Below are 26,137 nucleotides of genomic sequence, written 5' to 3' on the forward strand. Positions count from 1 at the left end.
CCCCCGTTTCGGGTTAGGGATTGCGGAAACGAATATTTTCGCGGCTGAGCTGGCCAACACTGGTGACACCCATCAGCTTCATGTCGCGCTCGATCTCGGCACGCATCAGCCCAAGGGCCCGTTCGACCCCAGCCTGCCCCGCGGCAGCCAGAGGATACAGGTAGTGCCGCCCGATACCCACGGCTTTGGCCCCGATCGACAGCGCCTTAAGCACATGGGTGCCACGCTGAATGCCGCTGTCCATCATCACGTCCAACTTGTCGCCGACGGCATCGACAATCTCGGCCAGTTGATCGAACGGCGTGCGCGATCCGTCCAGTTGGCGGCCACCGTGGTTCGACAGGATGATGCCGGTGCAACCGATCTCAGCCGCTCGTTTGGCATCCTCGACGGTCATGATCCCCTTCAGGCAGAACTGACCATCCCAGTCGCGCACCATCTGCGCCACGTCATCCCAGTTCATCGACGGATCGAGCATATCGGTGAAATACCCGCCGATCGAGCTGGCCCCACCGCCCATATCCACATGTTCTTCAAGCTGAGGCAGCCGGAACTTTTCATGGGTGACATAGTTGATGCCCCACATCGGCTTGATCGCAAACTGTATCATGCCGCCCAGCGTCAAGCGGAACGGGATCGAGAACCCCGTGCGCAGATCACGCTCGCGGTTGCCGCCAGTGATGCTGTCGACGGTCAGCATCATGACCTCGACGCCCGCCTCTTTGGCGCGCTGCATCATGGCGGCGTTCAACCCGCGATCCTTGTGAAAGTAGAATTGATAGACCTGCGGGTTCTTGTGTTTTTGGCGCAGCTCCTCCAGCGAGACGGTTCCCAGAGAGGAAACTCCGAACATGGTGCCGTATTTCTCGGCCGCCGCCGCGACGGCGCGCTCACCCTGATGGTGGAACAGGCGTTGCAACGCGGTGGGTGAGCAATAGACCGGCATGTCCAGTTTCTGCCCCATCACAGTGACGGACATGTCCACGTCCGAAACCCCACGCAGGACCGAAGGCAACAGATCGCAGCGGTCGAACGCCTTGGTGTTTTCCCGGTACGTCACCTCATCATCCGCGCCACCGTCGATGTAATTGAAGATCGGCCCCGGCAGTCGTTGCTTGGCCAGCCGCCGGAAGTCGTGGAAGTTATGACATTGGCTCAGGCGCATCCGATAAGCTCCTTAGTAGGCGACCGACGGCAACCAGGTGGCAAGGGTCGGCCACAGAAACACTAGCGCCAATCCGGTCAATTGCAGCAGGACAAATGGGATGATGCCCTTGTAGATATGCGTCAGCTTGATCTCTGGTGGGCAAACACCTTTGAGATAGAACAAGGCAAAGCCAACGGGCGGCGTCAGGAAGCTGGTTTGCAGCGTCACCGCAACCAGGATCACGAACCACACCAACGCCGGTTCATCCAGAACGCCAAAGCCGGGGATGTCGATGCCCAGACCGTTCACGATGGGGCGCATCAGGGGCAGCACGATCAGCGTGATCTCGATCCAGTCCAGTACGAAGCCCAGCAGGAAGACGATGAACAGGATGAACAGAATTGTCCCGTTGGCGCCAAAGCCGGTGGATTGCACCACGTGTTCGATCAGCTCATCCCCGCCCAACTCGCGCAGCACGTATGAGAACACGGTCGCACCGAGGAAGATCGCAAAAATGTAGGCGGTGGTGTTGAAGGTCGACACCAGCACGTTCCACAGCTTGGCAAAGGTCAGCTTGCGATAGCCCAGCGCCAGCAGGGTCGCACCCAAGGCACCGATGCCGGACGCTTCGGTTGGCGTGGTCAGACCGGCAAAGATCGACCCCAACACGGCAAGGATCAGCATCAGCGTCGGGATGACTGCGATCAGCACGTCCTTCACGGCTGCCCAGTCGGGGGCTTTCGCGCCTTCGGGTACGGGGGCCGCGTCGCGTTTCACCAGAGCCAGAATGAAGATGTAGGTCAGATACAAGGCGCCGATGATCACGCCCGGGAAAACCGCGGCCATGAACAGGTCACCGACTGACAGGGCCATTTGATCGGCCATGATCACCAGCATGATCGAGGGCGGGATCAGAATGCCCAATGTCCCCGAGGCCGAAACCACGCCCGCCGCCAGCGTCGGCTGGTACTTCTGCTGCATCATCGACGGCAGCGACAGCACGCCCAGCAGAACAACCGAGGCACCAATGATGCCGGTCGAGGCCGCCAGAATGATCCCGATCAGGGTCACGGTGATGGCCAGTCCTCCGCGCACCGTCCCGAACAGGCGCTGCATCGAGGACATCAGACGCTCGGCCACTCCGGATTCGTCCAGCATCAGCCCCATGAAGATGAACATCGGGAGCGCAACCAGAACTGCGTTAGACATGGTGGCATAAACGCGGTTCACCACAGCACCCAGGGTCAGGTAATCGAGCCCGGTAAAGGTGCTCTCAAGACCCGTCCACAGCATAAGATCGTTGTCGAACAGGTAAGCCAGACCGCAATAAGCCACACCGACACCCGCCAGCACCCATGCCACCGGATAGCCAGTAAACAGCAGCGCAATGAAGGTCAGGAACATCGCGATGACCAGCTTTTCCTCGGTCGTTTCGACCAGGAAGGTCAAGCCGACGCAGACGGCTGCGAATACCGCCAGCACCAGAAGAATACGGCGCAGCGGGGCGCCTTCACGTTCCGAGGCCGGCCCGTAGAGCAGCGCGTGCCCGTCATGGATCAGCCGCGCCAACGCCGCCAGAGCCAACAGCACAAAGCTGATCGGGATAACCGCCTTGAAAGCCCAGCGTGCAGGCAGGCCAGTTGGGCTGTCCGAGCGTTCGTTGACGCGGAAGCTTTCGTAGAAATAATCATAGCCCTGATCGACCATCAGATAGATGAACGGGGTCAGCAGGGTCAGGATGCCGATCACCTCGATGATCCGCTGCGCGCGGCGCGAAAGCTGCATATGCAGGACGTCCACACGCACATGGCTGTCGGTGATCAGGGCATACGAGATGCCGATCATCGTGACGATTCCATAGAAATGCCACTGGATCTCATCCAGTTTCGGGTAGTTCTGGCTGAACAGGTAGCGCAACGAGACCTGTGCGAAGATCGCGCCCATCAGCAGGACATTGGCCCACATGACGACATGACCCACAGCCTTGACCCCGGCGTCGATCGCGACGGCGATTTTCTGGCGGTCGGAATCGGGGTGTTCCAGGATGCCTTCATAGGCTTCGACCGGATCGTTGAGGTTCTTTTGGGTGGTCATGGTCATTCCTCGCTCAGCAACCCGGAATACGGGTAGTGAAAGGTTAGAAAGTCCGAAGATCGAAAAGCAGGAACCGGAGCGGCGGATCGGGCCGCCCCGGCAACGTCAGTGAGGGAGAGATTACTGACGTGGGAGGAAGGCGTTCGTCTTCCAGAGGTTATAGCCGTCACGGAATTCGTTCATGTCGGCCAGAACCTTAGCAAAGAAGGCATCATTGGCGGCTTCTTCTGCGGCAACCTCTTCCCAGGTCGCGCGGAAGGTATCCAGCATCTCGGGCGACCACTGCTTGATGGTGACGCCGTTGTTTTCAACGTTGTCGATCAGGGCCGCGTGCTGGATGGCTTCGCCTTCGGCAAAGCTGTCCGCCATCGAAGCCTTGCAGGCGCTTTCGATGATTGCCTTGTGCTGATCGCTGGTTTCGTTCCAGACGTCCTTGTTGATCAGCAGTTCAAACACGGTCGCCTGCTGATGCCAGCCAGGGAAATAGTTGAACTTGACCAGCTTGTGGAAGCCCAGGCGCGCGTCGATGGCAGGCATTGAAAACTCGGTCGCGTCAATCGCGCCTTTTTCCAATGCGGGGAATATCTCGCCACCTGGCAGCAGCGAGGTCGCCACACCCAGTTTCTGCATCACCTTGCCGCCCAGACCAAAGAAACGCATCTTCAGCCCGTTCAGGTCTTCGGGCGAATTGATCTCGGACGCGAACCAGCCCGAGGTTTCCGGCGCGATAATGGCGCAGGGCAGTACTTTGACGTTGTAACCGGCCTGATCATACATCTCCTGATACAGGGTCATGCCGTTGCCATAATACAGCCAAGCCATGTATTCGCCCGCCTCGGGGCCGAACGGAACGGCCGAGAACAGCGGCGCAGCCGGGATTTTACCGGCCCAGTAACCAGCCGTGGTGTAACCCGAGTTGATCTTGCCGGTGGACACAGCGTCCAGAATTTCAAAGGGCGGCACCAGTTTTCCCGGCTCGTACACCTTCATCTTCAACGTGCCACCGGACATCAGTTCCAGCTGATCAGCCACACGTGGAATAGGCGAACCCAGGCCCGGCAGTTCGGTCGAAAAGGCAATCGGTGTTTTCAGCAGCAGCTTGTCCGCCGCAACTGCGGGTGCCGCCAGCAGGCTGGCGGCCACGGCCAGGCTTGTCAGGGTCTTCTTCATGAAATCTCCTCCAGGGTTGGTCGGGTTTTCTCCGATCAGTGGCGCAGGCTCTTCCAGCGCCGCTCCGGTGGTAAACTAACTTTACCAGCTTAAACCAGTCAATAACTTTGTTTACCACTGGCGCTAACCGAAACTGGAATCTCGCCTTCTACAAGCCCTGCAAAATCCCGATATGACTGCATCAAAAACTAACAGATTCTCCAAAAATCATTCAGAAACAGACACGTAATTCACGTTCGGGAAGAACAGCCTCGCGCTTGAAATCTGAACGGATATGGTTATCTTTGTTTACCAGTTATTCTGGTTATTTCAGCGTCACACGGGGCAATATCTCATGAACACCACGGCGATTTTTGAACCGGTTGGACACGAATCGCTGGCTGATGCGGTGGTTTCACAGGTCGAGGACCTGATCGCTTCGGGCATCCTGAAGCAGGGCCGAAAACTGCCTTCCGAGCGCGATCTGGCCGAGATGTTGCGCGTGTCGCGCCCGAAGCTGCGCGAGGCCCTTCAGGTGCTGGAAGAACGCGGGCTGGTCACAACGCAACACGGTGAGGGAACATTCGTCGCGGCCCTGACCGGACAAGCCATGATGCCCGCGCTTCTTGCTTTGTACGAACGTCACGAGCCGGCTTTCTTCGACTATCTGGAGTATCGCCGCGAGCAGGAAGGTTTCGCGGCCCGGCTTGCCGCACGTCGCGCCACCAAGGCAGACAAGGAACGGATTTCCGAGATCCTTGATGAAAACGAGCGTGCCTGGCAGGAGCAGGACGCCAAGGCTTCGCAAGAGGCGGACTTTGCGCTGCATTCCGCGATTGTGGATGCCAGCCAGAACGCGACCCTGATCCACATGATGGCGTCGATCTACGAACTCACCCGCAAGGGCGTTTTCTACAATCGCGACTTCCTGCGCACGATTGACGGGACCGGCGAAAAGTTGCTGCAACAACATCTCGAACTTGGACGCGCGGTGATCGAAGGGGATGAGAAGCGGGCCGAAAAAGCGGCAAAGGATCACATCGACTTTGTTGAAGAATCTTTCAAACTCGGGATCGAGCAGCGGCGACGCGAAGCCATGGCCGAAAAGCGCCGGATACTGTCACGCTGACGGCTTTGCCACCCATTTGCCCTTCTGATTGCGGGGCCCCAGTCCCCGAGGTGGCCGCGAAAGGCACCTGTTTGGCGATTTGCGACCGGTTTCCAAACTTGCCCGATCCGGCTGTCAGATATCTTCTCCGGGCGGTTCCAGAAAGCCGCCTGGCTCCAACAAGGCCCGCTCGGACAGCCACGGGTTGAGCTCAAGTGCCTCGGACAGTGCTGCACGCGCGTCTTCCAGGCGTCTCAACCCCATCAGGGACAAAGCCCGCCCACTCAGCGCACCGATATGGTTTGGCGACATTTCGATCGTGACATTCAGGTCGCGCAATGCCGCGTCAAAATCCTGCCTCAGGTAGTTTACGAAAGCACGCTGATTGTAGCCTTCGGCGTAATCCGGGCAATATTCGACAAGTTGGTTGAAATCGTCCAATGCGCCCGACAAATCCCACGCCTCTCGTCGCGCCATTCCTCGATCCAGCAGGGTCTGCGACCGGGCATCCGGCGCGTCTGTCCAAAGTTCCCACATTTTATTCGAGATGACCCGGGCGTCGCTTTGCGATTGCGCCTTTTGGACCTGCTTGATCAGCGCATCCACCCCTTCGATATGATCCGGAGCCGTGGGGCATGTCTCGGCCATGGCCGAGCATGAACACGCGATCAAAAAAAACGTTGCGGCATAGGTTCGCATCACTAAACAAGGGTGGGCCATAATTCCACCGCGTCAAGGCTGATGTTCAAAACCGCCCAGCATACCGGTTTCCTTCACGGCCTCCATCGCAACAAAAGTTGAGGTATTGGCGACATGCGGCAGAGACGAGATCTTCTCGGCCAATACACGGCGGTATTCCGACATCGTGGCCGTGCGCACTTTCAGAAGATAGTCAAAATTGGACGCGATCATATGCGCCTGCTCGACCTCGGCGGTTTTGCGGACGGCTGCGTTGAACTCGGCCAGCGCCTTTTCGCGGGTATCGGTCAAACGCACCTCGACAAACGCGACGTGATCCAGGCCCAGCCGGATCGGATCCAGCATCGCCCGATAGCCCGTGATCACTCCGCTCGCCTCCAGCCGTTTGAGCCGCGCTTGCGTCGGAGATTTTGACAGCCCGATCTCGCGCGCAAGATCGGCCACCGAGATACGGCCGTCCTCGGCCAGAATCCTTAGAATCGACCGGTCAAACCGATCAAGATCAGGAAAACTCATTTGAACTGTCCGCTGCCAAAAATTCAGGTCATTCTCCTTCAATTACATCAAACTCAGTCCGTTGTCCTGATTTTTCCGCATTATATTATCACAAAGACCGGAGGACATATGTCACACAGCCTGCGCACCCTCATCGATACTTCCACCTATGCCGATCAGTCGGCAGTTCTTGAGACACTGATCTCTCAGGCCAGCCTGACGGACACGGATCGCAGCGCCATCGGCGCCGCGGCTGCGCAGCTTGTGCGCGATATCCGGTCCAGCACTTCTCCGGGGTTGATGGAGGTGTTTCTGGCCGAATATGGCCTGTCCACCGACGAAGGCATCGCCCTGATGTGTCTGGCCGAAGCGTTGCTGCGCGTGCCGGATGCCGACACAATTGACGCGTTGATCGAAGACAAGATCGCGCCCTCCGATTGGGGCAAGCATCTGGGGCAATCCTCGTCCTCGCTGGTGAACGCCTCGACATGGGCGCTGATGTTGACCGGAAAGGTGCTGGACGAGGGCAAGGCGTCTCCGGTCGGGGCGCTGCGCGGTGCGATCAAGCGGTTGGGCGAGCCGGTGATCCGCACTGCCGTGGCACGCGCGATGAAAGAGATGGGCCGGCAGTTCGTTCTGGGGGAAACCATTCAGTCCGCCATGGACCGCGCACGCGGGATGGAGGAGAAAGGCTATACCTATTCCTACGATATGCTGGGCGAAGCGGCCCGAACCGAAGCGGACGCGGCGCGCTATCACCTGTCCTATTCCCGCGCCATCTCGGCCATTGCCGAGGCCTGCACCCATGACGACATCCGCTCCAACCCGGGCATTTCGGTAAAACTGTCCGCCCTGCACCCCCGTTATGAGCTGGCACAGGAACAGCGTGTGATGGACGAGCTGGTGCCGCGACTGCGGGCGCTGGCCCTGCTGGCCAAGGCGGCCGGAATGGGCCTGAACGTCGATGCAGAAGAGGCGGATCGCCTGTCGCTGTCGTTGCAGGTGATAGAGGCGGTGATGTCCGACCCGGCCCTTGCCGGCTGGCACGGGTTTGGCATCGTGGTTCAGGCCTATGGCCCGCGCGCAGGCCTGGTACTGGATACGCTGTATGGCATGGCCGAACGCCACGATCGCCAGATTATGGTGCGATTGGTCAAAGGCGCCTATTGGGATACCGAGATCAAACGCGCGCAGGTAGAAGGGGTGGATGGCTTTCCCGTCTTCACGCACAAGGCGGCAACCGACGTCTCCTATATCGCCAATGCACGCAAACTGCTGGGCATGACCGATCGGATCTATCCGCAATTTGCCACGCACAACGCGCACACGGTCAGCGCCATCCTTCACATGGCCAAAGATCAATCGTTCGAATTTCAGCGCCTGCACGGCATGGGCGAGACCTTGCATCAGATCGTGATGGACAAGCAGAACACCCGGTGCCGCATCTATGCACCGGTGGGGGCGCATCGCGACTTGCTGGCTTATCTGGTTCGGCGCTTGTTGGAGAACGGTGCGAATTCATCCTTCGTCAACCAGATTGTGGACGAGGATGTGCCACCGGAAGTGGTCGCCGCCGATCCGTTTGTTGCGATCCGGACCCCTCCGCCCGCACTGCCGACCGGGCCGGAATTGTTCCAGCCTGAAAGACCGAATTCCAAGGGTTTTGACCTGCATCACACACCAACCCTGGATCAGATTGATGCGGCACGGGATCAGTTCCGCGCCCATCACTGGTATGCGCAACCCTTGCTGGCCGATGCGGCCAAACCCGATGCGGATGAGCCGGTGATCAATCCGGCACGGCCGCAGGACAGGCCCGGCGCGGTGGCCCCAGCCAGCGCGGCGGATGTGGAAATGGCATTGGCCTCGGCCAACCCCTGGGATGCCCCCGCTGCCGAACGCGCCCGCATCCTCAATGCCGCAGCCGATCTTTACGAAGCCCATTATGGCGAGTTGTTTGCCCTGCTGGCGCGTGAGGCTGGGAAGTCGCTGCCCGATGCGGTGGCCGAACTGCGCGAGGCGGTGGATTTCCTGCGTTACTATGCAGCCAACATCCCCGATGCCGAACCCGCGGGGATTTTCACCTGCATCAGCCCGTGGAACTTCCCGCTGGCGATTTTCTCTGGGCAGATCTCTGCTGCGCTGGCAACCGGAAACGCAGTTCTGGCCAAGCCTGCGCCCCAGACGCCCCTGATCGCACATCGTGCCATTCAGCTTATGCACGAGGCGGGGGTACCACGCGATGTGCTGCAACTGTTGCCAGGTGGGCCCGCCGTGGGTGCGGCGCTGACGTCGGATCCACGCATCTCGGGCGTGGCCTTCACAGGGTCAACAGCCACCGCGCTTAAAATCCGTGCGGCGATGGCCGGATCCATGCGCCCCGGTACGCCGCTGATCGCGGAAACCGGCGGTCTGAATGCGATGATCGTCGACAGCACCGCCCTTCCCCAACAAGCCGTGCAGTCGATCATCGAAAGCGCCTTTCAGTCGGCGGGCCAGCGCTGTTCCGCCCTGCGCTGCCTGTATTTGCAGGAAGACATCGCCGATGACGTTCTGACCATGCTCAAAGGGGCGATGGATGCGCTGTCGGTCGGCGACCCCTGGCTTTTGTCGACGGATTGCGGACCGGTGATCGACGAACAGGCCCGTCAGGGTATCGCCGAGCATGTGACCAAGGCGCGCCACGAAGGGCGGGTGCTGAAAGAGCTTCCGTTGCCGCCCGAAGGTATCTTTGTTGCGCCGACACTGATCGAGATCCCTGGGATCGCCGCGCTGGAACGCGAGGTGTTCGGCCCGGTGCTGCACGTCGCCCGGTTCAAGTCGCAAGAGATCGACAAGATCATCGCCGATATCAACGCCACCGGATACGGCCTGACCTTCGGCCTGCACACCCGCATCGACGACCGCGTGCAGCATGTGACCGAGGCGATCCATGCGGGCAACATCTATGTGAACCGCAACCAGATCGGCGCCATCGTCGGGTCTCAGCCCTTTGGTGGCGAAGGATTGTCAGGCACGGGCCCCAAGGCGGGCGGGCCGAACTACATGATCCGGTTCTGCGCTCCCGACCGTCAAAGCACGGCGGATACCTGGGGCGCCGTGGCTGATCTGCCTGCGGCACAAGGTCAACCTGCGCAGGTCAAAACCCGGTCCCTGCCCGGCCCGACCGGTGAATCAAACCGCCTGAGCGAGTATCCCCGTCCGCCTCTTTTGTGCTTGGGACCCGGAGAGGCCGCAGCGCGTGCGCAGGCCGATGCTGTACACGCGCTGGGTGGCACCGCCATTCAGGCGACCGGGATGCTTGACCTGCACCGGTTGGAAAACCTGACCGGCATTTCGGGCGTGTTGTGGTGGGGAGATGACGAAACAGCGCGGCTGATCGAACAGCATCTGGCGCGCCGCGACGGCCCGATTCTGCCGCTTATACCCGGCAAGCCCGACCGCGCGCGTGTTCTGGGTGAACGCCATGTCTGCGTGGACACGACCGCGGCGGGCGGAAACGCCGCTTTGTTGGGAGGTGCGGCATAAGCTTGCCTTGACGCTGGGCGTACAAAAGCCCAGCGTCACGGCATGTTTCCGATCCGCGACCATAACCCCTCGGGGCGCACACCTTATGTTGTCTATGCCTTGCTGGCGGCCAATATCCTGATCTTCCTCAGCTATGTGGGGATCATGGATGATGGGCCGCGGATCGGCAGGCTGTTTTTCGACTACGCCATTATTCCGGCGCGGGTCAGCGACGGGTTCGGGCTGGAAACCCTCGTGACATCCATGTTCCTGCACGGGGGCTGGATGCACTTGGCGGGCAACATGCTGTTTCTGTGGATCTTCGGTGACAATCTGGAAGACGAGATGGGCCATCTGCCCTTCCTGCTGTTTTACATGGCGGCAGGAATCGGCGCGGGCCTGTTTCACGTAATCACCGGGCCCGAGTCCCAAGTTCCCACTGTTGGGGCCTCGGGCGCGATTGCGGGCGTGATGGGCGGGTATCTGTTGCTGTTCCCGAAAGCACGGGTCGATATCCTGCTGATCCTGATCGTCTATTTCAGGGTCTTTACCATTCCCGCCTTCATCATGCTGGGCGTCTGGCTGGCGATACAGTTCTTTGGCAGCGTCACCAGCAATCCGGACGAAGGCGGCATCGCCTATTGGGCCCATACCGGGGGGTTTGCCGTTGGCCTGATCCTGTGCATACCGCTGTGGCTGAGACGCGGCGGAATTCAGTTCTGGGATCGCACCCATGGACATCCGCCCCACCCGGAGGCGAAGTACAAGCTGTCACAATCCCGCATTCCGCGCGTTCCGCGCCGCTAAAGCTGGTTCAAAGGGCGCCTAGCCCCGGATCACCTTTGCGAACTGATCGAAGATCGGTTCGTTTGAACAGATCACTTCACCATCTTCCAGCACGTTGCCTTCAGGGTTCAGCGCCTGCACGAAGCCGCCAGCCTCTTTGACGATGATCACACCGGCGGCCAGATCCCACGCATTCAGGCGGCGCTCCCAGAAGCCTTCGTACCGGCCCGCGGCCACGTATGCCATATCCAGCGCGGCGGCGCCCCAACGACGCACACCGGCGCAGGCGGGCATCAGACGCGCCAGATCCTGCAAAGTCGCAGGCAGATCCGAGCGGCCACCAAAGGGCAGGCCGGTCGCGAAGACCGATTCAATCATGCGATGACGACCCGACACGCGAATACGGGTATCGTTCATCCAGGCGCCTTCACCCTTTTCAGCAAAGAACATCTCGTCCTTGGCGGCGTCATAGATCACGCCGGCAACGATCTTGCCCTTGTGTTCCAGTGCTATGGAAATCGCCCAATGCGGCAGGCCGTGCAGGAAATTGGTGGTGCCGTCCAGCGGATCGACGATCCAGCGGCGGGTCGGATCCTCACCATCGATGGAGCCGCCCTCTTCGGCCAGCCAGCCATAGGTCGGCCGTGCGCCCAGCAGCTCTTCTTTCAGGATGGCTTCGGCGGCGATGTCGGCCTTCGAGACGAAATCACCGGCACCTTTCGTCGACACCTGCAGATTCTCGACTTCACGGAAATCCTTGACCAAAGAACGCCCCGCCTTGCGCGCGGCCTTGATCATGATGTTGAGATTTGCGCTGCCAACCATTGTCAAAAGGCTCCTGTCCGGTCAAACCGCGCGTATACTGCCGCAATGCGCCCTTGCCAAGAGGAATGATGCGCATAACAGACCCGCAGGAAACGCCGTTACTGGGATTGCAGCTTGCGCGCTTCTTCCCGGGCCAGTTTCACCAGTTCCTGCACAAAGGGTTTCTCCAGATCTTCCGACCGGACCGCGGCATAGAGACGCCGTGTAATGCCCTCTTTCGTCAAGGGTCGGGTGACGTAGTCCGAGTTGTATTTGACCTCGCGCACGACCCAATCCGGCAGCACTGAAATGCCCCGGTTCGATGCGACCAGCAGCAGAATGACGGCGGTCAGTTCCACCTGCCGGATCGTTGCAGGCTCAACCCGCGCCGGGATCAACAGCTGGCTGAACACATCCAGACGCGTGCGCTCCACCGGATAGGTGATCAGGGTCTGGCCGCGAAAATCCTCGGCCTCGATATAGTCTTTCTTGGCCAGGGGATGGGTCGAAGCGGCCACAAACACCGCGTTATAATCGAAAAGTTCGACAAATTCGACGCCCGGCAGGTCTTCGGGATCGGACGAGACCACCAGATCGACCTCTTCTTTCTGTAAGGCCGGAAGCGCGTCGAAGGCCAGACCGGGGCGGATATCGACATCAACGTCGCCCCAGGACTTCCTGAAGGATTCGAGCACCGGAAACAGCCATTCGAAACAGGCGTGGCATTCGATGGCTATATGCATCCGCCCTGTGCGCCCGTCCCGCAGCGAAGAAAATTCATTCTGGGCGGCTTCGACCTGCGGCAGAATCTGCTCGGCCAATCGCAACAGGCGCAAACCGGCAGCCGACAGTTTCATGGGTTTGGAGCGGCGCAGAAACAGCTCGACCCCGGCCTGATCCTCCAACCCTTTGATTTGATGGCTCAATGCGGACTGGGTGATGTTCAACTGATCCGCAGCGCGGGCCAGCCCGCCGCATTCATGGATCGCCTTGATGGTGCGCAGGTGCCGGAATTCAATATGCATTTCAAACAGCATTCATGTTGTTGTTGAGTAATATGAGTTTGTTTCACAATGCTCGCCATGGCACAAGAGGCTCAGTTGATCCAGTGAGGCCACGATGTCCAAACCTGAAATTTCCTTCGAGTTCTTTCCGCCCAAAACTTTGGAAGCCTCTTTCCGCCTTTGGGACACGGTCCAGACATTGGCCCCTTTGGATCCCCGCTTTGTTTCCGTCACCTACGGCGCTGGTGGCACAACGCGTGAACTGACACGCGACGCGGTTTCGACCCTGCACAAGTCATCGGGCCTGAACGTGGCCGCTCATCTGACCTGTGTCGATGCTTCGCGGCAGGAAACGCTGGAGATCGCAGACACCTTTGCCCGCGCCGGCGTGCAGGACATCGTCGCCCTGCGCGGCGACCCGCCGAAGGGTCAGGACAAGTTTGTGCCGCACCCCGACGGGTTTTCCAGTTCAGTCGAACTGATCGAGGCACTGGCCGAAACCGAAATGTTCAGCATTCGTGTCGGGGCCTATCCCGACACCCACCCCGAGGCCGCAAACATGGCTGCGGATGTGGACTGGCTGAAGGCCAAGCTGGACGCAGGCGCAGACGAAGCGCTGACGCAGTTCTTTTTCGAAGCCGAAACCTTTTTCCGGTTCCGCGATGCTTGCGTCAAGGCCGGCATCGACAAACCGATCGTGCCTGGCATCTTGCCGATCGAGAACTGGGCAGGTGCTCGCAACTTCGCCAAGCGCTGTGGCACGCATATTCCCCAGTGGGTCGAACAGGCGTTTGAAAAGGCGGTGCGCGATGGGCGTGAGGATCTGTTGGCCACGGCAATCTGCACAGAGCTGTGTTCAGACCTGATCGAAGGCGGCGTGGACAAGCTGCACTTCTATACCCTGAACCGTCCCGAACTGACGCGCGATGTCTGCTTTGCACTGGGCATTACACCGAGCGTTGAGTTGGAAAACGTCGCCTGACTTTCAAAAAACCCAATGATTCGCCCGGGTTACGTTTACACCCGGGCGTTTGTCGTTTCAGAAGATGTGTACTGTTTCACAACCCCGCCCCTAAAACGGTGCCTTTGAGGGACAATTGAATCTCAGCATCGCGATTGTTGTCCCCAGCCCGGCAAATCATCCCTGAAATTTGACAAAACTATGACTGTGACCACACTGGTTGTGTGTAGTTTGTAAAGAGTGTTTTGAGTATGGAACCTGTCGATAAAGTGCGGGCGCGCGCGGATGCGTTGGCGGATCTGGGGTTGAGTCCCTGCGCCGGTTCCCAAGAGATCAGGGACGCCTGGAGGCAGATCGCATTCCATTCACATCCCGATCATACGGATGGGGACAGTTCCGGTTTTTCGCGCGCCAAAGCGGCTTATGATTTTCTGCGCAAGGAAGGGTTGGTTACAAAAGGTGGTGCCAGTTCCGGCCCTCCGCAACCGCGCCGCCCCCGTTTGAAAAAGCGCATCATCGAACTTCCGGTGGAAGATATCGCCGCCTGCAAGGCGATTCTGAATCCCGACCAGAGGTTGCCGCAAATGCACGATGAAGCCGATACTCAGGACACATCTGATGCATGTGTCTCGGATCACGTTCCCGACGCGGTCGGGTGTTACGGGCGGCATCTGACCTATTTTGTCACCACGCCCGTGCATCATGGGGCAAATCGCGTGGCCTTGCCAACGACCGTCCTGACCAACGCGCGTCACACCGAGGCTGAAATTCTGAGCTTCCAGTCAAAAGATACCGGCGCCGGAGAAGTCATCATCCCCGATACGATCCGCGAACGGAAGTTTCCGGGGGCCAAAAGTGTACGGATCAGGTTTGATGCCGATCAGGATATTCGGGATCAATTCTGGCTTGCGGGGTAACGGCCTCAGCCCGGCTTGACCAGCCGGGCTTGGTTCTTTTGATGCCGGATCAGTTTGAAACCGGGCCTTCCGACGTGAATTTCGGGATCACATTGGTCGAGGCGTCGCTTGGTTCGATACCGGGCCAGTTGCCTTCGGCAAGATTGATATTGCCTGGAATGTCTTCCTCGAAAAATCCGACAACCACGTCGGTGATGTTGAGATACAGCTTGTCATCCACGATCCGCCACAGGTTCGGATTTGCCGGAACCTTGCCACCACGCGACACGCCGTAAGCGCAGTGCCCATCATATTGCGGCGCATAGTATGCTGGGTTTTCAAGAAATTTGTCGCGGTTTTCCTCGGTCGCAAAAGCCCAGGTCGCACCGTTGTATTCGGCGGTGATGTTGGCATTTCCGCGCACACCTTCGGGCTGCGACTGGCCCACCGGCATCTGATCCAGGCTGCGATAGGCAACGACATCATAACCCGAAACAGCAAAACCTGTGCCGTCGATATATTGAGGGCCGGCAAAAGCCGGAACCGCCAGAGCTATGGCCGTAGCGAGTGTCAATGCAAAGCGTTTCATGTCGTCTATCCTTTTCGGGTCAACTAAATCCGTGATGCCTTGCGGCAGGTCTGACAGGACAATATGCGATTCCCAAGCGGTGCGTAGTCCCCCTAACGCCGCTGTGACCCGACACGAGAAAACGTGAGAGTTTGGCGGCGGATTGTTACAGAATACGCCAGTTGAGTAGGGTTGGACTCGGCGGTTTGCAATATTAGCTGTATGGCAGCCCTGACATAGGCAAGAAAGGCAAGTGATGAGCGACCAATCCTCGTATACCCCTCCAACGGTCTGGACCTGGGACAGTAATAGTGGCGGACAATTCGCCAACATCAACCGACCGATCGCCGGAGCGACCCATGACAAGGACCTGCCGGTCGGACGGCATCCTCTTCAGCTGTACTCGCTCGCGACACCTAATGGCGTGAAAGTCACGGTGATGCTGGAAGAGCTGTTGGCACTTGGTCATGAAGGCGCTGAATACAACGCCTGGCTGATCAACATCGGAGAAGGCGACCAATTCAGCTCGGGCTTTGTCGAGGCCAACCCGAACTCGAAAATCCCCGCGCTTTGGGATCGGTCGGGCGACAAACCTGTTCGTGTTTTTGAAAGCGCCTCGATCCTGTTCCATCTGGCTGAAAAGTTCGGCGCGTTTCTGCCCGCATCCGGCCCGGAGCGGACCGAGGTGATGAACTGGGTGTTCTGGCAGATGGGCAGCGCGCCGTATCTGGGCGGTGGGTTCGGGCATTTCTACGCCTATGCACCCGAGAAATGGGAATACCCGATCAACCGTTTCGCCATGGAGACCAAGCGCCAACTGGATGTTTTGGATCGTGAACTGGCGGAAAAAACCTTCATCGCGGGCGAAAACTATTCCATCGCGGACATGGCGATTTGGCCCTGGTATGGCCAGTTGGTTCTGGGCCGCCTTTACAGCGCGGCAGAGTTCTTGGACGTGGAATCCTACAAGAACGTCATGCGATGGGCCAAGGCAATCGACGCGCGCCCTGCGGTTCAGCGTGGCCGCATGGTCAACCGCGCCTTTGGCGAGCCGCACACGCAGCTTCACGAACGCCACGACGCCAGCGATTTCGAAACCCGCACGCAGGACAAGCTGGAAGCGGCGGCGGAATAAACATATCCCAGGCGCAACGACACGCGGTGCAGCTTGTGCCGCGTGTTTGCGTTTGGATGGTTATTTCAGAATGGGTGGGTTGTCCGGATTGCTGCCGGGGGCTTCGCGGACCGCTTCGGCAATTTGCGGCTGGGGCAGATCAAACCGAAGGCCCACCTTGGCCAGAAGCGCGGCGGCGGCCTCGCTTGCGGTGAAAAACCCGACATCCATTGCGCCTGCCTCGATCCCGGAAAAGGTCAGCGCCTCGGACGCGGCCTTGGCCAAAGCGGGCTCGGCCCCTTCAATCGCATCGACAAATCCCAACAGATGGCCCTGCGCGCCCGATTTGGACTTGGTGGCAACCAGATAGGCTGCGCTGGCAAGTCCGCCCGCCGTCGCCAGTTTCGCATCCAGCGCGGTCAGCAGGTTTTGCGGCAGACCGGCAGGGGGCAAAAACTCGGCAAGCTCTTCCTCGACCTCTTGCGGGCTGTGTTGCAACGTTTCAGCCAACCATTCCAGGGCTTCCGCCGGGACCAGCATGGAAGATGGCGCAGTCTCCAGGTTCAGACCAAGCCCGATGCCCTGCCCCGACAGCATCCCCGAAAGCACCCGCCCCGACAGCGCCACATAAGGCACGGGCCGCCCGGCAAACTGCGCCAGCCGGTCCTCACGATCAAAGGCCAGAACAAAGCGCCCGTCAGCCACATCGAACAATTCGGGCGAGATTTTCTCGTCCCGCGCTTCTTCGGTCAGCATCAGAAACAGCTCGCTATCCGCAAGCCGTTCAAAGAAACGCAGACGGGCGGCATCACTTGTCGGGTCCGCCTGCATCGCGGCATGCGCAGTGTCCAACGCCGTGGATTCAGTCATTCAGCACCTCTTGGACCCGTGTACGCAAAACAGGCAGCAGTTCAGCCTCGAACCACGGGTTTTTCTTCAACCATGCCGTATTGCGCCAGGACGGGTGAGGCAAGGCAAAGACCCGCGGCGCATGGTCCCGCCAGTTGCGAACGGTGTCCGTCACCGACCCGCGCGCGCCAAGATGAAACTTGTGTGCATGACCTCCGACCAACACGGTCAGCGGCACACGCCCCAGGTCCTGCATCACCCGGTCGTGCCAGGTCTTGCGGCAAATCGCAGGTGGCGGAAGATCAGCATTGCGCGCATCATACCCAGGAAAGCAGAACGCCATCGGTACGATCGAAACACGGTCGCGATCGAAAAAAACCGACTCACCAATCCCCAGCCAGTGCCGCAGCCTGTCGCCGGACGGGTCGGTGAAGGGCCGCCCCGACTCGTGCACACGGGCGCCCGGTGCCTGCCCCGCGACAAGGATCGGTGTTCCGGGGCGGAACCAGACCACCGGGCGCGGCTCGTGTGCGGTTTCTGTTTGCGCGAACCTGTCGGCACACAAGCGGCAGGCGCGGATTTCCTGACGTAACGCGTTCATCTGATCCTGAAGGCCCCTGCCCATCCGGTCTGTTGTTGGCTGCCAAAACAGATAATAACGACCTGACGCGGCACCAAGTGACCGATAACCTTTGCTGCACCCAATCAGACATTCATGCGCGCAACCGGACCGCATTGATCATTTGTTTCATAATTCGACATAATGTAGCCAACATGGGACGGTAAAAAATACCCTTTCTGGCCGCCCGCAAGTGCGACAACACGAACGAAACGAGCAGCAGACCCCGAATGCTAGAATTCGACAACGTCAGCAAATCCTTCTGGACCGGAACGCGCCGCAAGGTGATTCTGGATCGGGTCTCGTTTCGGGTCGAACTGGGTACCTCACTGGGCGTTCTGGCCCCGAACGGAACCGGAAAAACCACGTTGATCAACATGATGGCCGGCCTGGAGAAACCCGACGAAGGCGTGGTCCGTCGCGAATGCCGGGTTTCTTTCCCCATGGGGTTCACCGGTGGCGTGTCGGGAAAACTGTCAGCGCTTGAGAACGCGCGCTACATCGCCAAGATCTACGGTATGGACCCCGACTATATCGAGGCCTACTGCAAATGGCTCTGCGGTCTGGGCGAATATTTTGACCAGCCCCTTGCCACTTACTCCTCTGGGATGAGGGCGCGTTTCACCTTTTCTTTGATGCTGGCGCTGGACTTTGACATGTATCTCATCGACGAAGGGATGCCGGCGACAACAGATGTCGAATTCAACGAAAAGGCTGGGGCGATCCTGAAGGAAAGATTGCGCACGACGACTTTGGTGATCGTATCGCACAGCCCGTCCGTGTTGGAGAAATTCGCCCAGAAAGCGGCCGTACTTCTGGACGGGCAATTGTATATATTTGACTCCTTGGAAGAGGCAAAGCAGCTTTATGACTACGAAACCCAAGGTTAGAAAATACAACTGGCGCTGCGGACGTCAGACGGAAAGCTCGGCCGAGGCGCGATCGGACGCCATCTCGCGTATTCGCAACGCGACGCAAGGCCCTGCGGCCGCCGGCGAAGCACAGCCCGGGACGCAGCTGGATGACATCAAGCGCGAAGGCCTGACGGGCCGTCAATTGCGTATCGCACGACGTCTGGCGCAGAAACACGGTCTGGCCGCGACGTCGGACTATGACGCGGTGCGATTGCTGCGCAAAAAGGGCATCGACCCCTTCCAGCGCACCAATCTTCTGGACCTTGCCGCCGCAAGGCCATCGGACGAGGGTGACAAACCCAAGGACAGGATCAACGTTCAACTGCCGCAGGCCATGGGTGCCGAGAAAACAAACCTGCCCGGGCCCGAGCTCAGCCCGGCTGAGCGGCGCAATTTTGAAATTGGCCAAATCCAAAAAGACATCGCCCGTCGTCGCAAGCGTAAATTGTTTGGACTGTTTGCGCGTCTGGCGGCCTTTGTGTTCCTGCCGACCTTCATTGTCGGCTTCTATTTCTACCGCATCGCCACGCCGATGTATGCCAGCGATTCCGAATTCCTGATCCTGCAAGCGGATGGCGGACCGGGCAATATCGGCGGTCTTCTTGCCGGTACGCAATTCGCCACCACGCAGGATTCGATCTCGGTTCAGTCCTTTCTGGAATCGAAAGAAGCTTTGCTGTTGCTGGACCGCGATGCCGGGTTTTCTGATGTCTTCAAGCAGGAATGGATCGACCCTATTCAAAGACTGGCACCGGACGCCTCGCTTGAAGACGCCTATAAGCTGTTCAAACGCATGATCACCATCGGCTATGACCCGACCGAAGGGGTCATTCGGATGGAGGTTGCCGCCCCCGACGCGCAGACATCGACCGAATTTTCCGAGCGCCTGATCTCTTATGCCGAAGACAGGGTGAATGCCTTGTCCGGAAAAAAACGTGAAGACCAGATGCGCGACGCGCTGCAAAGTTTCGAAGCGGCGCAGGAAGCGCGCAGGCAGGCTCAGGAAGAGTTGATCGAGCTTCAGCTTCAGGGCGCGGTTCTTGACCCCGAAAACGTCATTGCCAGCCTGCGAGCCCGCATCAACGAAATCGAAATACTGGTTCAGGACAAAGAGCTTGAGCTCGCCGCGCTTCAGGACAACCTGCGCCCGAACAAGGCAAAGGTTGATGGCGTCAAGGCAGATATCGCCCGCCTTGAAAAAGTTCTGAGAGAACTGAATGCCGAGATGCAGGATGCCTCGGACGGCGAAAACTCGCTGGCGCGGCTGAGCGTGCGTATCCAGATCGCGCAGGCGGACCTGGCGGCGCGTGACATGATGCTGCAAACGGCAATGCAGCAAATGGAAGCGACCCGGTCCGAAGCCAACCGGCAGGTGCGCTATCTGACCGTCTCGGTCAACCCCGTTCCCAGTCAGGAACCCAGTTATCCGCGCAAGTTCGAAAATACGATTTTGGCATTCCTGTTGTTTGCTGGTATCTACCTGATGATCTCGCTTACCGCGTCGGTCCTTCGTGAACAGGTATCCTCATAAAACTCATGAAACATGTTAAAATCTCCGACCTGACAGTCGGCAACGACCTTCCGCTGACCATCATAGCTGGGCCATGTCAGCTTGAAACGGCAGACCATGCGCAGATGATTGCGGGCAAGATGAAAGAAGCCTGCGACGCAGCCGGGGCGCAATACGTCTTCAAGGCGTCTTATGACAAGGCGAACCGGACATCCCTGTCGGGCAAGCGTGGCATGGGCATCGATGCGGGGCTGAAGGTACTGGATGACATCCGCAAAACGATGGGTATCCCGGTTCTGACCGATGTTCATACCGAAGCGCAATGCGCTATCGCCGCCGAGGCGGTGGACGTTCTGCAAATTCCGGCCTTCCTGTGCCGTCAGACCGACATGCTGCTGGCGGCCGGCAACACCGGCAAAGCGGTCAATGTGAAAAAGGGGCAATTCCTTGCACCTTGGGAAATGACCAACATCGTCGACAAAATCGAAAGCACCGGAAATCAGAATATCCTGCTGACCGAACGTGGCACCTCATTTGGCTACAACACGCTGGTTGCCGACATGCGTGCGCTGCCCCAAATGGCGAAAACCGGGTATCCGGTGGTGATGGACGCCACCCATTCCGTGCAGCAACCCGGAGGCAAGGGCGGGTCTTCGGGCGGGCAGCGCGAATTTGCACCGGTAATGGCCCGCGCCGCGGTTTCTCTGGGTGTTGGGGCCGTGTTCATCGAAACCCATCAGGACCCGGACTCGGCCCCATCGGACGGGCCAAATATGATCCCCCTCGACCAGATGCCCCAACTTGTTGACACATTGATGCGATTTGATGCGCTTGCTAAAGCGAATCCGATACAGATTTAACGATTGAGACTTGTTATGACCAAACCCCTCACCGAGGTAACGCCCAACAGCTGGAACTTTCTGCGCGACGCGATGATCACGCCCACCGGGTTCCGTGAATACGACGCCCGCTGGAAATATCCCGAAGAGATCAACCTGCCCGGCATGACCGCGCTTGGGCTGGGGCTTGGCACGCAGATGCACAAGCGCGGGATCGAGCCTGTAATTGCTGTCGGCAACGATTATCGCGATTATTCATTGGCGATCAAAAATGCCCTGATGCTGGGCCTGATACAGGCTGGTATCCGTGTCAAAGACATCGGCCCTGCGCTCAGCCCCATGGCATACTTCGCACAGTTCCATCTGGATGTGCCGGCGGTGGCGATGGTCACCGCCAGCCACAACCCCAACGGCTGGACCGGGGTCAAAATGGGTTTTGAGCGTCCGCTGACCCATGGCCCTGATGAGATGTCGGAACTGCGTGACATCGTACTGAACGGCGAAAGCGTCACGCGCGAAGGCGGCTCGTACGAGTTCGTCGATGGCGTCAAAGAGGCCTATATCGACGATCTGGTCGGCGATTTCAAAATGTCCCGCCCGCTGAAAGTGGTCTGCGCGACCGGGAATGGCACGGCTTCGGCCTTTGCGCCCGAGATTTTCGAACGGATCGGGGTTGAGGTCGTGCCCAGCCATAACCGGCTGGACTATACCTTCCCCAACTACAACCCGAACCCGGAAGCCATGGAGATGCTGCACGACATGGCCGCCACGGTGAAATCCAGCGGTGCCGATCTGGCGCTGGGGTTTGACGGTGACGGAGACCGCTGCGGCGTCGTCGATGATGAGGGCGAGGAGATCTTTGCCGACAAGGTTGGCGTGATCATGGCGCGTGATCTGGCCAAGCTTCACCCCGGATCGACCTTTGTCGCGGATGTGAAATCCACCGGTCTGTTCGCCAGCGACCCCGAGTTGCAGGCCCTGGGCGTCAAAGCCGATTACTGGAAGACCGGCCACAGCCACATGAAGCGCCGCGTCAAGGAAATCGGTGCACTGGCCGGGTTCGAAAAATCAGGCCACTACTTTTTGGCCGAACCGATCGGGCGTGGATACGACTGCGGGATGCGTGTCGCAGTCGAAATCTGCAAACTGATGGACCGCAACCCGGATCAGAGCATGTCGGACCTGCGCAAGGCCCTGCCCAAGACCTGGTCCACACCCACGATGTCACCCCACGCCGCTGATACCGAGAAATATGATATCCTTCAGCGGCTGGTCGACAAGTTGGTCGCCAAGGGAGATGCGGGCGAAACACTCGCTGGCCGCGCAATCAAGGAAGTGGTCACGGTGAACGGCGCACGTGTGATTCTGGACAACGGCAGCTGGGGTCTGGTGCGGGCTTCGTCCAATACCCCCAATCTGGTCGTTGTCTGTGAAAGCAGCGAAAGCGAGGCTGAGATGCGCGCCATCTTCGCGGACATAGACGCCGTCATCCGAACCGAGCCCGGTGTCGGCGATTACGACCAAACCATCTGAAAACAACTGCTTGGGGCATATCCCGATGCCCCAAGCACGATGGTTGCTCAGTCGCCGCCGAATAATTTGAGCAGGCCTTTTTTTGCCTCTTCTTCAAGCTTGTTCTTGATGGCGTCTTCGATCTGATCACTGTCGGTGATCGTCGTATCCAATTCGTTGCCGACCTTATCAAAAACCTTCTGTTTGGCGTCGTCTTCCAGTTCCTTGACCTTCACATCCGCGGCCGCCTCGATCACCTTGGTCAGGTCCGGCTTGATCGACGGGTCGCTCCAGGGGCCTTTGATGTGAACGGGAACCGATATCCCCTGCCCGGAATTGGCACGCAACGCCACGGGCGTGAACAGATAGTCGATGTTGCGAGCCCCCAAATCTACTGTACCGGTGCCATCTGCGCGGAAATTCTTCAGTGACATGAGCAGATCGCTGTTCGTCAACACGCCCTGGTCGATGGTGAAACTGGCCGTCAGGCTGTTGAACACGGTGGTTCCGCCTGATCCGGTGCCCTGCCCCATCAATCGGTCCAGATCGAGCCCGGAAATCACTCCGGGACCGACATCCAGATTTCCTTTGCCGCTGAGGGACCGCATGATCTGATCCTCGGACTGGCCGACGCCCAGAAACTCAAACGCTCCCGCAGCGGTTCCCGACAGGCGTTTGACCCCGGCCATCGTGGTCAGTGCTTGTTTCAGATCGATCGCGGTGGCGGTCACGTTGCCGCCGACCGACAGGCCGTTGCGGTTGTTGGCCACCACCTGACCGTGCAACTGACCTGCAAACAGCGTGGCCGGGTGCATTTCCAGAACGGCCCGCGACCGATCCAGCGACAGGGTCAGATCGCTTTTGCCGAACGTCATCCCGGGCACGGCGATCGAGTTCGCCGTCAGGCGGATCTTACCGTTCGCCAATGCCAGAGCAGACGCGTCGATAGGGTCCTTCGACCACCCCTCAGGTGCAGGAGCGTTTGCCTGAGACGTGCCGCCTGAGGCAGAAGCGGTTTCGGAAATCCGCGACAGATCCAAATCACCGGCTTCCAGACGGGCCACGATACGCGGCGGGTCCGAAATGGTGATATCCGCCTCGCCCACGAACCGGTTGTCATCCAATTGCGCAACCATGTTCCGCATGGAAATCCGCCCGTCCTGCGTATACGTCATATGCGCTGAAATGTCCGCAGTCTTGCCCAATCCGGGCGGTACGGATGTGCCAGCCTGACCGAAGGCGGCAAGCATCCTTTCGGTGTTCCGCGTTACGACCTTGGTGGTTCCATCCATTTCACCCGCAAGATTGACGCGCCCGTCAAATCCGATCTCTCCGCCCGGGGCCGTCAAAGCCAGTTCCAGATCAGTCACTGACCCGGCGGCAAATGCCGGTAAGTCCGGGATTTTCAGGTCAACCTGAACCGCCCCTCCAGGCACTGGCATGGCGGCCTCCATCACCAACGGGGCCGCCACCTCGGGCCAGCTTGCAGATAGCGTCACGCCCGAGAAATCCATCTGCGTCGAACCATTTTCCACGTAAATCAGCCGTGCATTTGTCAGCTCCAGCTGATCCAGCGTGACCTGCCCCGAGGGCTCAGCGGGTGTGGTGCCCCCGGTCGCGACCGCAGTTGTCGCGGTTGTCGGGGCGCTCAACTCCCAATTGCCGCGCCCATCTGATCGTTCCAACCGCAACACGGGATTGTCTGCAAAAACTCGTTTTATCCGCAGATCCCCATTCAACAGCCCGGCAGCGTCCACTCCGACGGCCAGGCTATCCGCGCTGAGCATCGGCTCCGGTCCGGCCCAGCTTGCGTTGCCGAAACGCACCGGCCCGGTTTCCATCCCGACCACCGGCCAGAAGGAAATGCGCACATCACCGGTCAGTGTCAGATCACGCCCGGTCTGGGCCTTGACCTGCTCGGCCAGAATCGCGGCAAGCTTTTCCCCCGGCATCAGCAACAGTGCGCCAATGATCAACGCGATCACAGCGACAACGATAAACAGGATGCGCATCAGCCATTTCATTTTCTGCTCTCCGCCTTTTGGCTTGTCATTGCCGTGATCATTCAAATCACGCATCACATTTGCAAGGGCAAGCTTTCCCGACTATATGCCGCGCATGACGACAAACCCGCCGAACCTCCGCCCCGACCTGGCACCTTCTGCCCGGATCACCGAGACACCCCAATCGAACCAGCCGACCATCGGCATGGTGTCGTTGGGCTGCCCGAAGGCGTTGGTCGACAGTGAACGCATTCTGACCCGGCTACGTGCCGAAGGATACGGCATTTCGCCAGATTATGCCGGGGCCGATGCTGTCATCGTGAACACCTGCGGGTTCCTCGACAGCGCCAAAGCGGAATCGCTGGACGCGATCGGAGAGGCGCTGGTGGAAAACGGCAAAGTCATCGTGACCGGCTGTCTGGGGGCCGAGCCGGATTACATTCGCGAACATCACCCCCGCATCATGGCTGTCACCGGCCCACACCAATACGAGCAGGTGCTGGATGCGGTGCATGCCGCCGTGCCCCCCGATCCTGATCCTTTCGTGGACCTGTTGCCCGCCAGCAGCGTGCAGTTGACGCCGCGCCATTACAGCTATCTGAAAATTTCCGAAGGCTGCAACCACAAGTGCAAGTTCTGCATCATCCCCGACATGCGCGGAAAACTGGCCAGCCGCCCGGCGCATGCGGTTCTGCGCGAGGCGGAAAAGCTGGTGCAAAACGGCGTGCGTGAGCTGCTGGTGATTTCGCAGGACACCTCGGCCTATGGCTTGGACCGGAAATACGACATCAACCCGTGGAAAGATGTTGAAGTGCGCAGCCATATCACCGATCTGGCGCGCGAGTTGGGGCAGCTCGATGCCTGGGTTCGCCTGCATTACGTTTATCCCTACCCGCATGTGCGGGACCTGATTCCGCTGATGGCGGATGCCGGGTGCAACGTGCTGCCTTATCTGGATATCCCGTTTCAACACGCCCACCCGGATGTGCTGAAACGCATGGCCCGCCCGGCCGCGTCGGCCAGAACGCTGGATGAAATCAAGGCCTGGCGCGCGATCTGCCCGGATATCACCCTGCGGTCGACCTTTATCGTCGGCTATCCGGGTGAGACGGAGTCGGAATTCCAGACCCTGCTGGATTGGATGGACGAGGCGCAGTTGGAACGTGTCGGGTGTTTTCAATATGAAAACGTCGATGGCGCGCGGTCAAATGACCTGCCCGATCACGTCCCGGCAGAAATCAAGCAGGAACGCTGGGATCGCTTCATGGAAAAGGCACAGGCGATCTCGGAGGCCAAGTTGCGGGCAAAGGTCGGACAGACGCTTGAGGTGATCGTGGACGAGGTCGATGACGAGGCCGCCACCTGCCGCACCAAAGCAGACGCGCCTGAGATCGACGGCAACCTGTTCATCGATGAGGGGTTTGAAAACCTCAGGCCCGGTGACATCGTCACGGTCGAAGTGGACGAGGCCGGAGAATACGATTTGTGGGGCAAGCCTGTCTAAGGTCTGACACCGCGTCGAGCACACGGCATATGGGCAAAGCGTGAACCGAGTTTAT

General features: G+C 59.2%; 22 protein-coding genes. 11 read left to right on the top strand and 11 right to left on the bottom strand.

The genetic code is table 11. The features are described from left to right. Positions 1-13: 13 nt before the first annotated feature. The 3 genes from GS614_RS06745 to GS614_RS06755 all read right to left on the bottom strand — a co-directional run bounded on the left by GS614_RS06745 (position 14) and on the right by GS614_RS06755 (position 4,411). Positions 14-1,165, bottom strand: a complete 1,152-nt coding sequence (locus GS614_RS06745) for an alpha-hydroxy acid oxidase (protein ID WP_171118676.1) — start codon at positions 1,163-1,165, stop codon at positions 14-16. Positions 1,166-1,177: 12 nt separating this feature from the next. After that, positions 1,178-3,241 (bottom strand): TRAP transporter large permease subunit, encoded by a 2,064-nt coding sequence (locus tag GS614_RS06750; protein ID WP_171118679.1) that lies wholly within the window; start codon positions 3,239-3,241, stop codon positions 1,178-1,180. Positions 3,242-3,361: 120 nt separating this feature from the next. Beyond that, complete coding sequence (locus tag GS614_RS06755; RefSeq protein ID WP_152458932.1) at positions 3,362-4,411, bottom strand: TRAP transporter substrate-binding protein; 1,050 nt, start codon at positions 4,409-4,411, stop codon at positions 3,362-3,364. A 334-nt stretch (positions 4,412-4,745) separates the two neighbouring features. On the opposite strand from GS614_RS06755, the gene GS614_RS06760 reads away from it, so the two are divergent. Further along, positions 4,746-5,519, top strand: a complete 774-nt coding sequence (locus GS614_RS06760) for a FadR/GntR family transcriptional regulator (RefSeq protein ID WP_152458933.1) — start codon at positions 4,746-4,748, stop codon at positions 5,517-5,519. A 114-nt stretch (positions 5,520-5,633) separates the two neighbouring features. Here the strand turns inward: GS614_RS06760 and GS614_RS06765 are convergent, their stop codons facing one another. Further along, a complete protein-coding gene (locus GS614_RS06765) occupies positions 5,634-6,146 on the bottom strand; it encodes a hypothetical protein (RefSeq protein WP_253285294.1) in 513 nt (170 codons plus the stop codon). An 84-nt stretch (positions 6,147-6,230) separates the two neighbouring features. Beyond that, on the bottom strand, positions 6,231-6,713 hold the full coding sequence (locus GS614_RS06770; RefSeq protein ID WP_152458934.1) for an Lrp/AsnC family transcriptional regulator: 483 nt from the start codon (positions 6,711-6,713) through the stop codon (positions 6,231-6,233). A gap of 108 nt (positions 6,714-6,821) precedes the next feature. Between GS614_RS06770 and putA the strand changes: the two genes are divergently transcribed. Both putA and GS614_RS06780 read left to right on the top strand, forming a co-directional pair. Further along, the gene (putA, locus tag GS614_RS06775; RefSeq protein WP_171725802.1) at positions 6,822-10,220 is read left to right on the top strand and encodes a bifunctional proline dehydrogenase/L-glutamate gamma-semialdehyde dehydrogenase PutA; all 3,399 of its coding nucleotides are present in this window, start codon (positions 6,822-6,824) and stop codon (positions 10,218-10,220) included. A gap of 42 nt (positions 10,221-10,262) precedes the next feature. Beyond that, the gene (locus GS614_RS06780) at positions 10,263-11,006 is read left to right on the top strand and encodes a rhomboid family intramembrane serine protease (protein ID WP_171118685.1); all 744 of its coding nucleotides are present in this window, start codon (positions 10,263-10,265) and stop codon (positions 11,004-11,006) included. 18 nt (positions 11,007-11,024) lie between these two features. On the opposite strand, the gene GS614_RS06785 is transcribed toward GS614_RS06780, so the two are convergent. Then, positions 11,025-11,810 carry an inositol monophosphatase family protein gene (locus tag GS614_RS06785; protein WP_171725803.1) on the bottom strand — a complete coding sequence of 262 codons (786 nt, stop codon included), beginning with the start codon at positions 11,808-11,810 and terminating at the stop codon, positions 11,025-11,027. Between the two features lie 98 nt (positions 11,811-11,908). After that, complete coding sequence (locus GS614_RS06790; protein ID WP_171725953.1) at positions 11,909-12,814, bottom strand: LysR family transcriptional regulator; 906 nt, start codon at positions 12,812-12,814, stop codon at positions 11,909-11,911. 94 nt (positions 12,815-12,908) lie between these two features. Between GS614_RS06790 and metF the strand changes: the two genes are divergently transcribed. Next, positions 12,909-13,775, top strand: a complete 867-nt coding sequence (metF, locus tag GS614_RS06795) for a methylenetetrahydrofolate reductase [NAD(P)H] (RefSeq protein ID WP_171118690.1) — start codon at positions 12,909-12,911, stop codon at positions 13,773-13,775. Positions 13,776-14,005: 230 nt separating this feature from the next. Continuing rightward, positions 14,006-14,671 carry a J domain-containing protein gene (locus GS614_RS06800; RefSeq protein ID WP_171725804.1) on the top strand — a complete coding sequence of 222 codons (666 nt, stop codon included), beginning with the start codon at positions 14,006-14,008 and terminating at the stop codon, positions 14,669-14,671. Positions 14,672-14,720: 49 nt separating this feature from the next. On the opposite strand, the gene GS614_RS06805 is transcribed toward GS614_RS06800, so the two are convergent. Next, entirely contained in the window at positions 14,721-15,239 is a 519-nt protein-coding gene (locus GS614_RS06805; RefSeq protein WP_171725805.1) for a YHS domain-containing (seleno)protein, read from the bottom strand. Between the two features lie 235 nt (positions 15,240-15,474). On the opposite strand from GS614_RS06805, the gene yghU reads away from it, so the two are divergent. Then, positions 15,475-16,353, top strand: coding sequence for a glutathione-dependent disulfide-bond oxidoreductase (gene yghU, locus GS614_RS06810; RefSeq protein WP_171725806.1), 879 nt, complete (start codon positions 15,475-15,477; stop codon positions 16,351-16,353). A gap of 60 nt (positions 16,354-16,413) precedes the next feature. Here yghU and GS614_RS06815 read toward each other — a convergent pair whose 3' ends face one another. Continuing rightward, the gene (locus GS614_RS06815) at positions 16,414-17,202 is read right to left on the bottom strand and encodes an SseB family protein (protein ID WP_171725807.1); all 789 of its coding nucleotides are present in this window, start codon (positions 17,200-17,202) and stop codon (positions 16,414-16,416) included. Continuing rightward, entirely contained in the window at positions 17,195-17,806 is a 612-nt protein-coding gene (locus GS614_RS06820; RefSeq protein WP_253285295.1) for a uracil-DNA glycosylase family protein, read from the bottom strand. Before GS614_RS06820 ends, GS614_RS06815 begins: the two co-directional genes overlap by 8 nt. Positions 17,807-18,030: 224 nt before the next feature. Here GS614_RS06820 and GS614_RS06825 point away from each other — a divergent pair, with 224 nt between their 5' ends. The 4 genes from GS614_RS06825 to GS614_RS06840 are packed head-to-tail and all read left to right on the top strand — an operon-like array spanning position 18,031 to position 22,596. Further along, complete coding sequence (locus GS614_RS06825) at positions 18,031-18,690, top strand: ABC transporter ATP-binding protein (protein WP_170346103.1); 660 nt, start codon at positions 18,031-18,033, stop codon at positions 18,688-18,690. Then, the gene (locus tag GS614_RS06830; RefSeq protein WP_171725808.1) at positions 18,668-20,245 is read left to right on the top strand and encodes a capsule biosynthesis protein; all 1,578 of its coding nucleotides are present in this window, start codon (positions 18,668-18,670) and stop codon (positions 20,243-20,245) included. The genes GS614_RS06825 and GS614_RS06830 overlap by 23 nt, the downstream gene beginning before the upstream one ends. Before the next feature lie 5 nt (positions 20,246-20,250). Further along, entirely contained in the window at positions 20,251-21,084 is an 834-nt protein-coding gene (kdsA, locus tag GS614_RS06835) for a 3-deoxy-8-phosphooctulonate synthase (protein WP_171228967.1), read from the top strand. A 15-nt stretch (positions 21,085-21,099) separates the two neighbouring features. Then, complete coding sequence (locus tag GS614_RS06840) at positions 21,100-22,596, top strand: phosphomannomutase/phosphoglucomutase (RefSeq protein ID WP_171725809.1); 1,497 nt, start codon at positions 21,100-21,102, stop codon at positions 22,594-22,596. A 47-nt stretch (positions 22,597-22,643) separates the two neighbouring features. Here GS614_RS06840 and GS614_RS06845 read toward each other — a convergent pair whose 3' ends face one another. Next, positions 22,644-24,653, bottom strand: coding sequence for an AsmA family protein (locus tag GS614_RS06845; RefSeq protein WP_253285296.1), 2,010 nt, complete (start codon positions 24,651-24,653; stop codon positions 22,644-22,646). Positions 24,654-24,693: 40 nt separating this feature from the next. Here GS614_RS06845 and rimO point away from each other — a divergent pair, with 40 nt between their 5' ends. Further along, positions 24,694-26,082 (top strand): 30S ribosomal protein S12 methylthiotransferase RimO, encoded by a 1,389-nt coding sequence (gene rimO, locus GS614_RS06850; protein ID WP_171329307.1) that lies wholly within the window; start codon positions 24,694-24,696, stop codon positions 26,080-26,082. Positions 26,083-26,137 lie beyond the last annotated feature (55 nt).

Source organism: Ruegeria sp. HKCCD6604 (genome assembly GCF_013110635.1).
Taxonomy (GTDB): domain Bacteria; phylum Pseudomonadota; class Alphaproteobacteria; order Rhodobacterales; family Rhodobacteraceae; genus Ruegeria.

What these genes read in the sequence shown, in the direction of transcription:
- GS614_RS06745 (WP_171118676.1), bottom strand. Translation starts at nt 1,165, where the DNA reads ATGCGCCTGAGCCAATGTCATAACTTCCACGACTTCCGGCGGCTGGCC.
- GS614_RS06750 (WP_171118679.1), bottom strand. Translation starts at nt 3,241, where the DNA reads ATGACCACCCAAAAGAACCTCAACGATCCGGTCGAAGCCTATGAAGGC.
- GS614_RS06755 (WP_152458932.1), bottom strand. Translation starts at nt 4,411, where the DNA reads ATGAAGAAGACCCTGACAAGCCTGGCCGTGGCCGCCAGCCTGCTGGCG.
- GS614_RS06760 (WP_152458933.1), top strand. Translation starts at nt 4,746, where the DNA reads ATGAACACCACGGCGATTTTTGAACCGGTTGGACACGAATCGCTGGCT.
- GS614_RS06765 (WP_253285294.1), bottom strand. Translation starts at nt 6,146, where the DNA reads ATGGCCGAGACATGCCCCACGGCTCCGGATCATATCGAAGGGGTGGAT.
- GS614_RS06770 (WP_152458934.1), bottom strand. Translation starts at nt 6,713, where the DNA reads ATGAGTTTTCCTGATCTTGATCGGTTTGACCGGTCGATTCTAAGGATT.
- putA (WP_171725802.1), top strand. Translation starts at nt 6,822, where the DNA reads ATGTCACACAGCCTGCGCACCCTCATCGATACTTCCACCTATGCCGAT.
- GS614_RS06780 (WP_171118685.1), top strand. Translation starts at nt 10,263, where the DNA reads ATGTTTCCGATCCGCGACCATAACCCCTCGGGGCGCACACCTTATGTT.
- GS614_RS06785 (WP_171725803.1), bottom strand. Translation starts at nt 11,810, where the DNA reads ATGGTTGGCAGCGCAAATCTCAACATCATGATCAAGGCCGCGCGCAAG.
- GS614_RS06790 (WP_171725953.1), bottom strand. Translation starts at nt 12,814, where the DNA reads ATGCATATTGAATTCCGGCACCTGCGCACCATCAAGGCGATCCATGAA.
- metF (WP_171118690.1), top strand. Translation starts at nt 12,909, where the DNA reads ATGTCCAAACCTGAAATTTCCTTCGAGTTCTTTCCGCCCAAAACTTTG.
- GS614_RS06800 (WP_171725804.1), top strand. Translation starts at nt 14,006, where the DNA reads ATGGAACCTGTCGATAAAGTGCGGGCGCGCGCGGATGCGTTGGCGGAT.
- GS614_RS06805 (WP_171725805.1), bottom strand. Translation starts at nt 15,239, where the DNA reads ATGAAACGCTTTGCATTGACACTCGCTACGGCCATAGCTCTGGCGGTT.
- yghU (WP_171725806.1), top strand. Translation starts at nt 15,475, where the DNA reads ATGAGCGACCAATCCTCGTATACCCCTCCAACGGTCTGGACCTGGGAC.
- GS614_RS06815 (WP_171725807.1), bottom strand. Translation starts at nt 17,202, where the DNA reads ATGACTGAATCCACGGCGTTGGACACTGCGCATGCCGCGATGCAGGCG.
- GS614_RS06820 (WP_253285295.1), bottom strand. Translation starts at nt 17,806, where the DNA reads ATGGGCAGGGGCCTTCAGGATCAGATGAACGCGTTACGTCAGGAAATC.
- GS614_RS06825 (WP_170346103.1), top strand. Translation starts at nt 18,031, where the DNA reads ATGCTAGAATTCGACAACGTCAGCAAATCCTTCTGGACCGGAACGCGC.
- GS614_RS06830 (WP_171725808.1), top strand. Translation starts at nt 18,668, where the DNA reads ATGACTACGAAACCCAAGGTTAGAAAATACAACTGGCGCTGCGGACGT.
- kdsA (WP_171228967.1), top strand. Translation starts at nt 20,251, where the DNA reads ATGAAACATGTTAAAATCTCCGACCTGACAGTCGGCAACGACCTTCCG.
- GS614_RS06840 (WP_171725809.1), top strand. Translation starts at nt 21,100, where the DNA reads ATGACCAAACCCCTCACCGAGGTAACGCCCAACAGCTGGAACTTTCTG.
- GS614_RS06845 (WP_253285296.1), bottom strand. Translation starts at nt 24,653, where the DNA reads ATGCGTGATTTGAATGATCACGGCAATGACAAGCCAAAAGGCGGAGAG.
- rimO (WP_171329307.1), top strand. Translation starts at nt 24,694, where the DNA reads ATGACGACAAACCCGCCGAACCTCCGCCCCGACCTGGCACCTTCTGCC.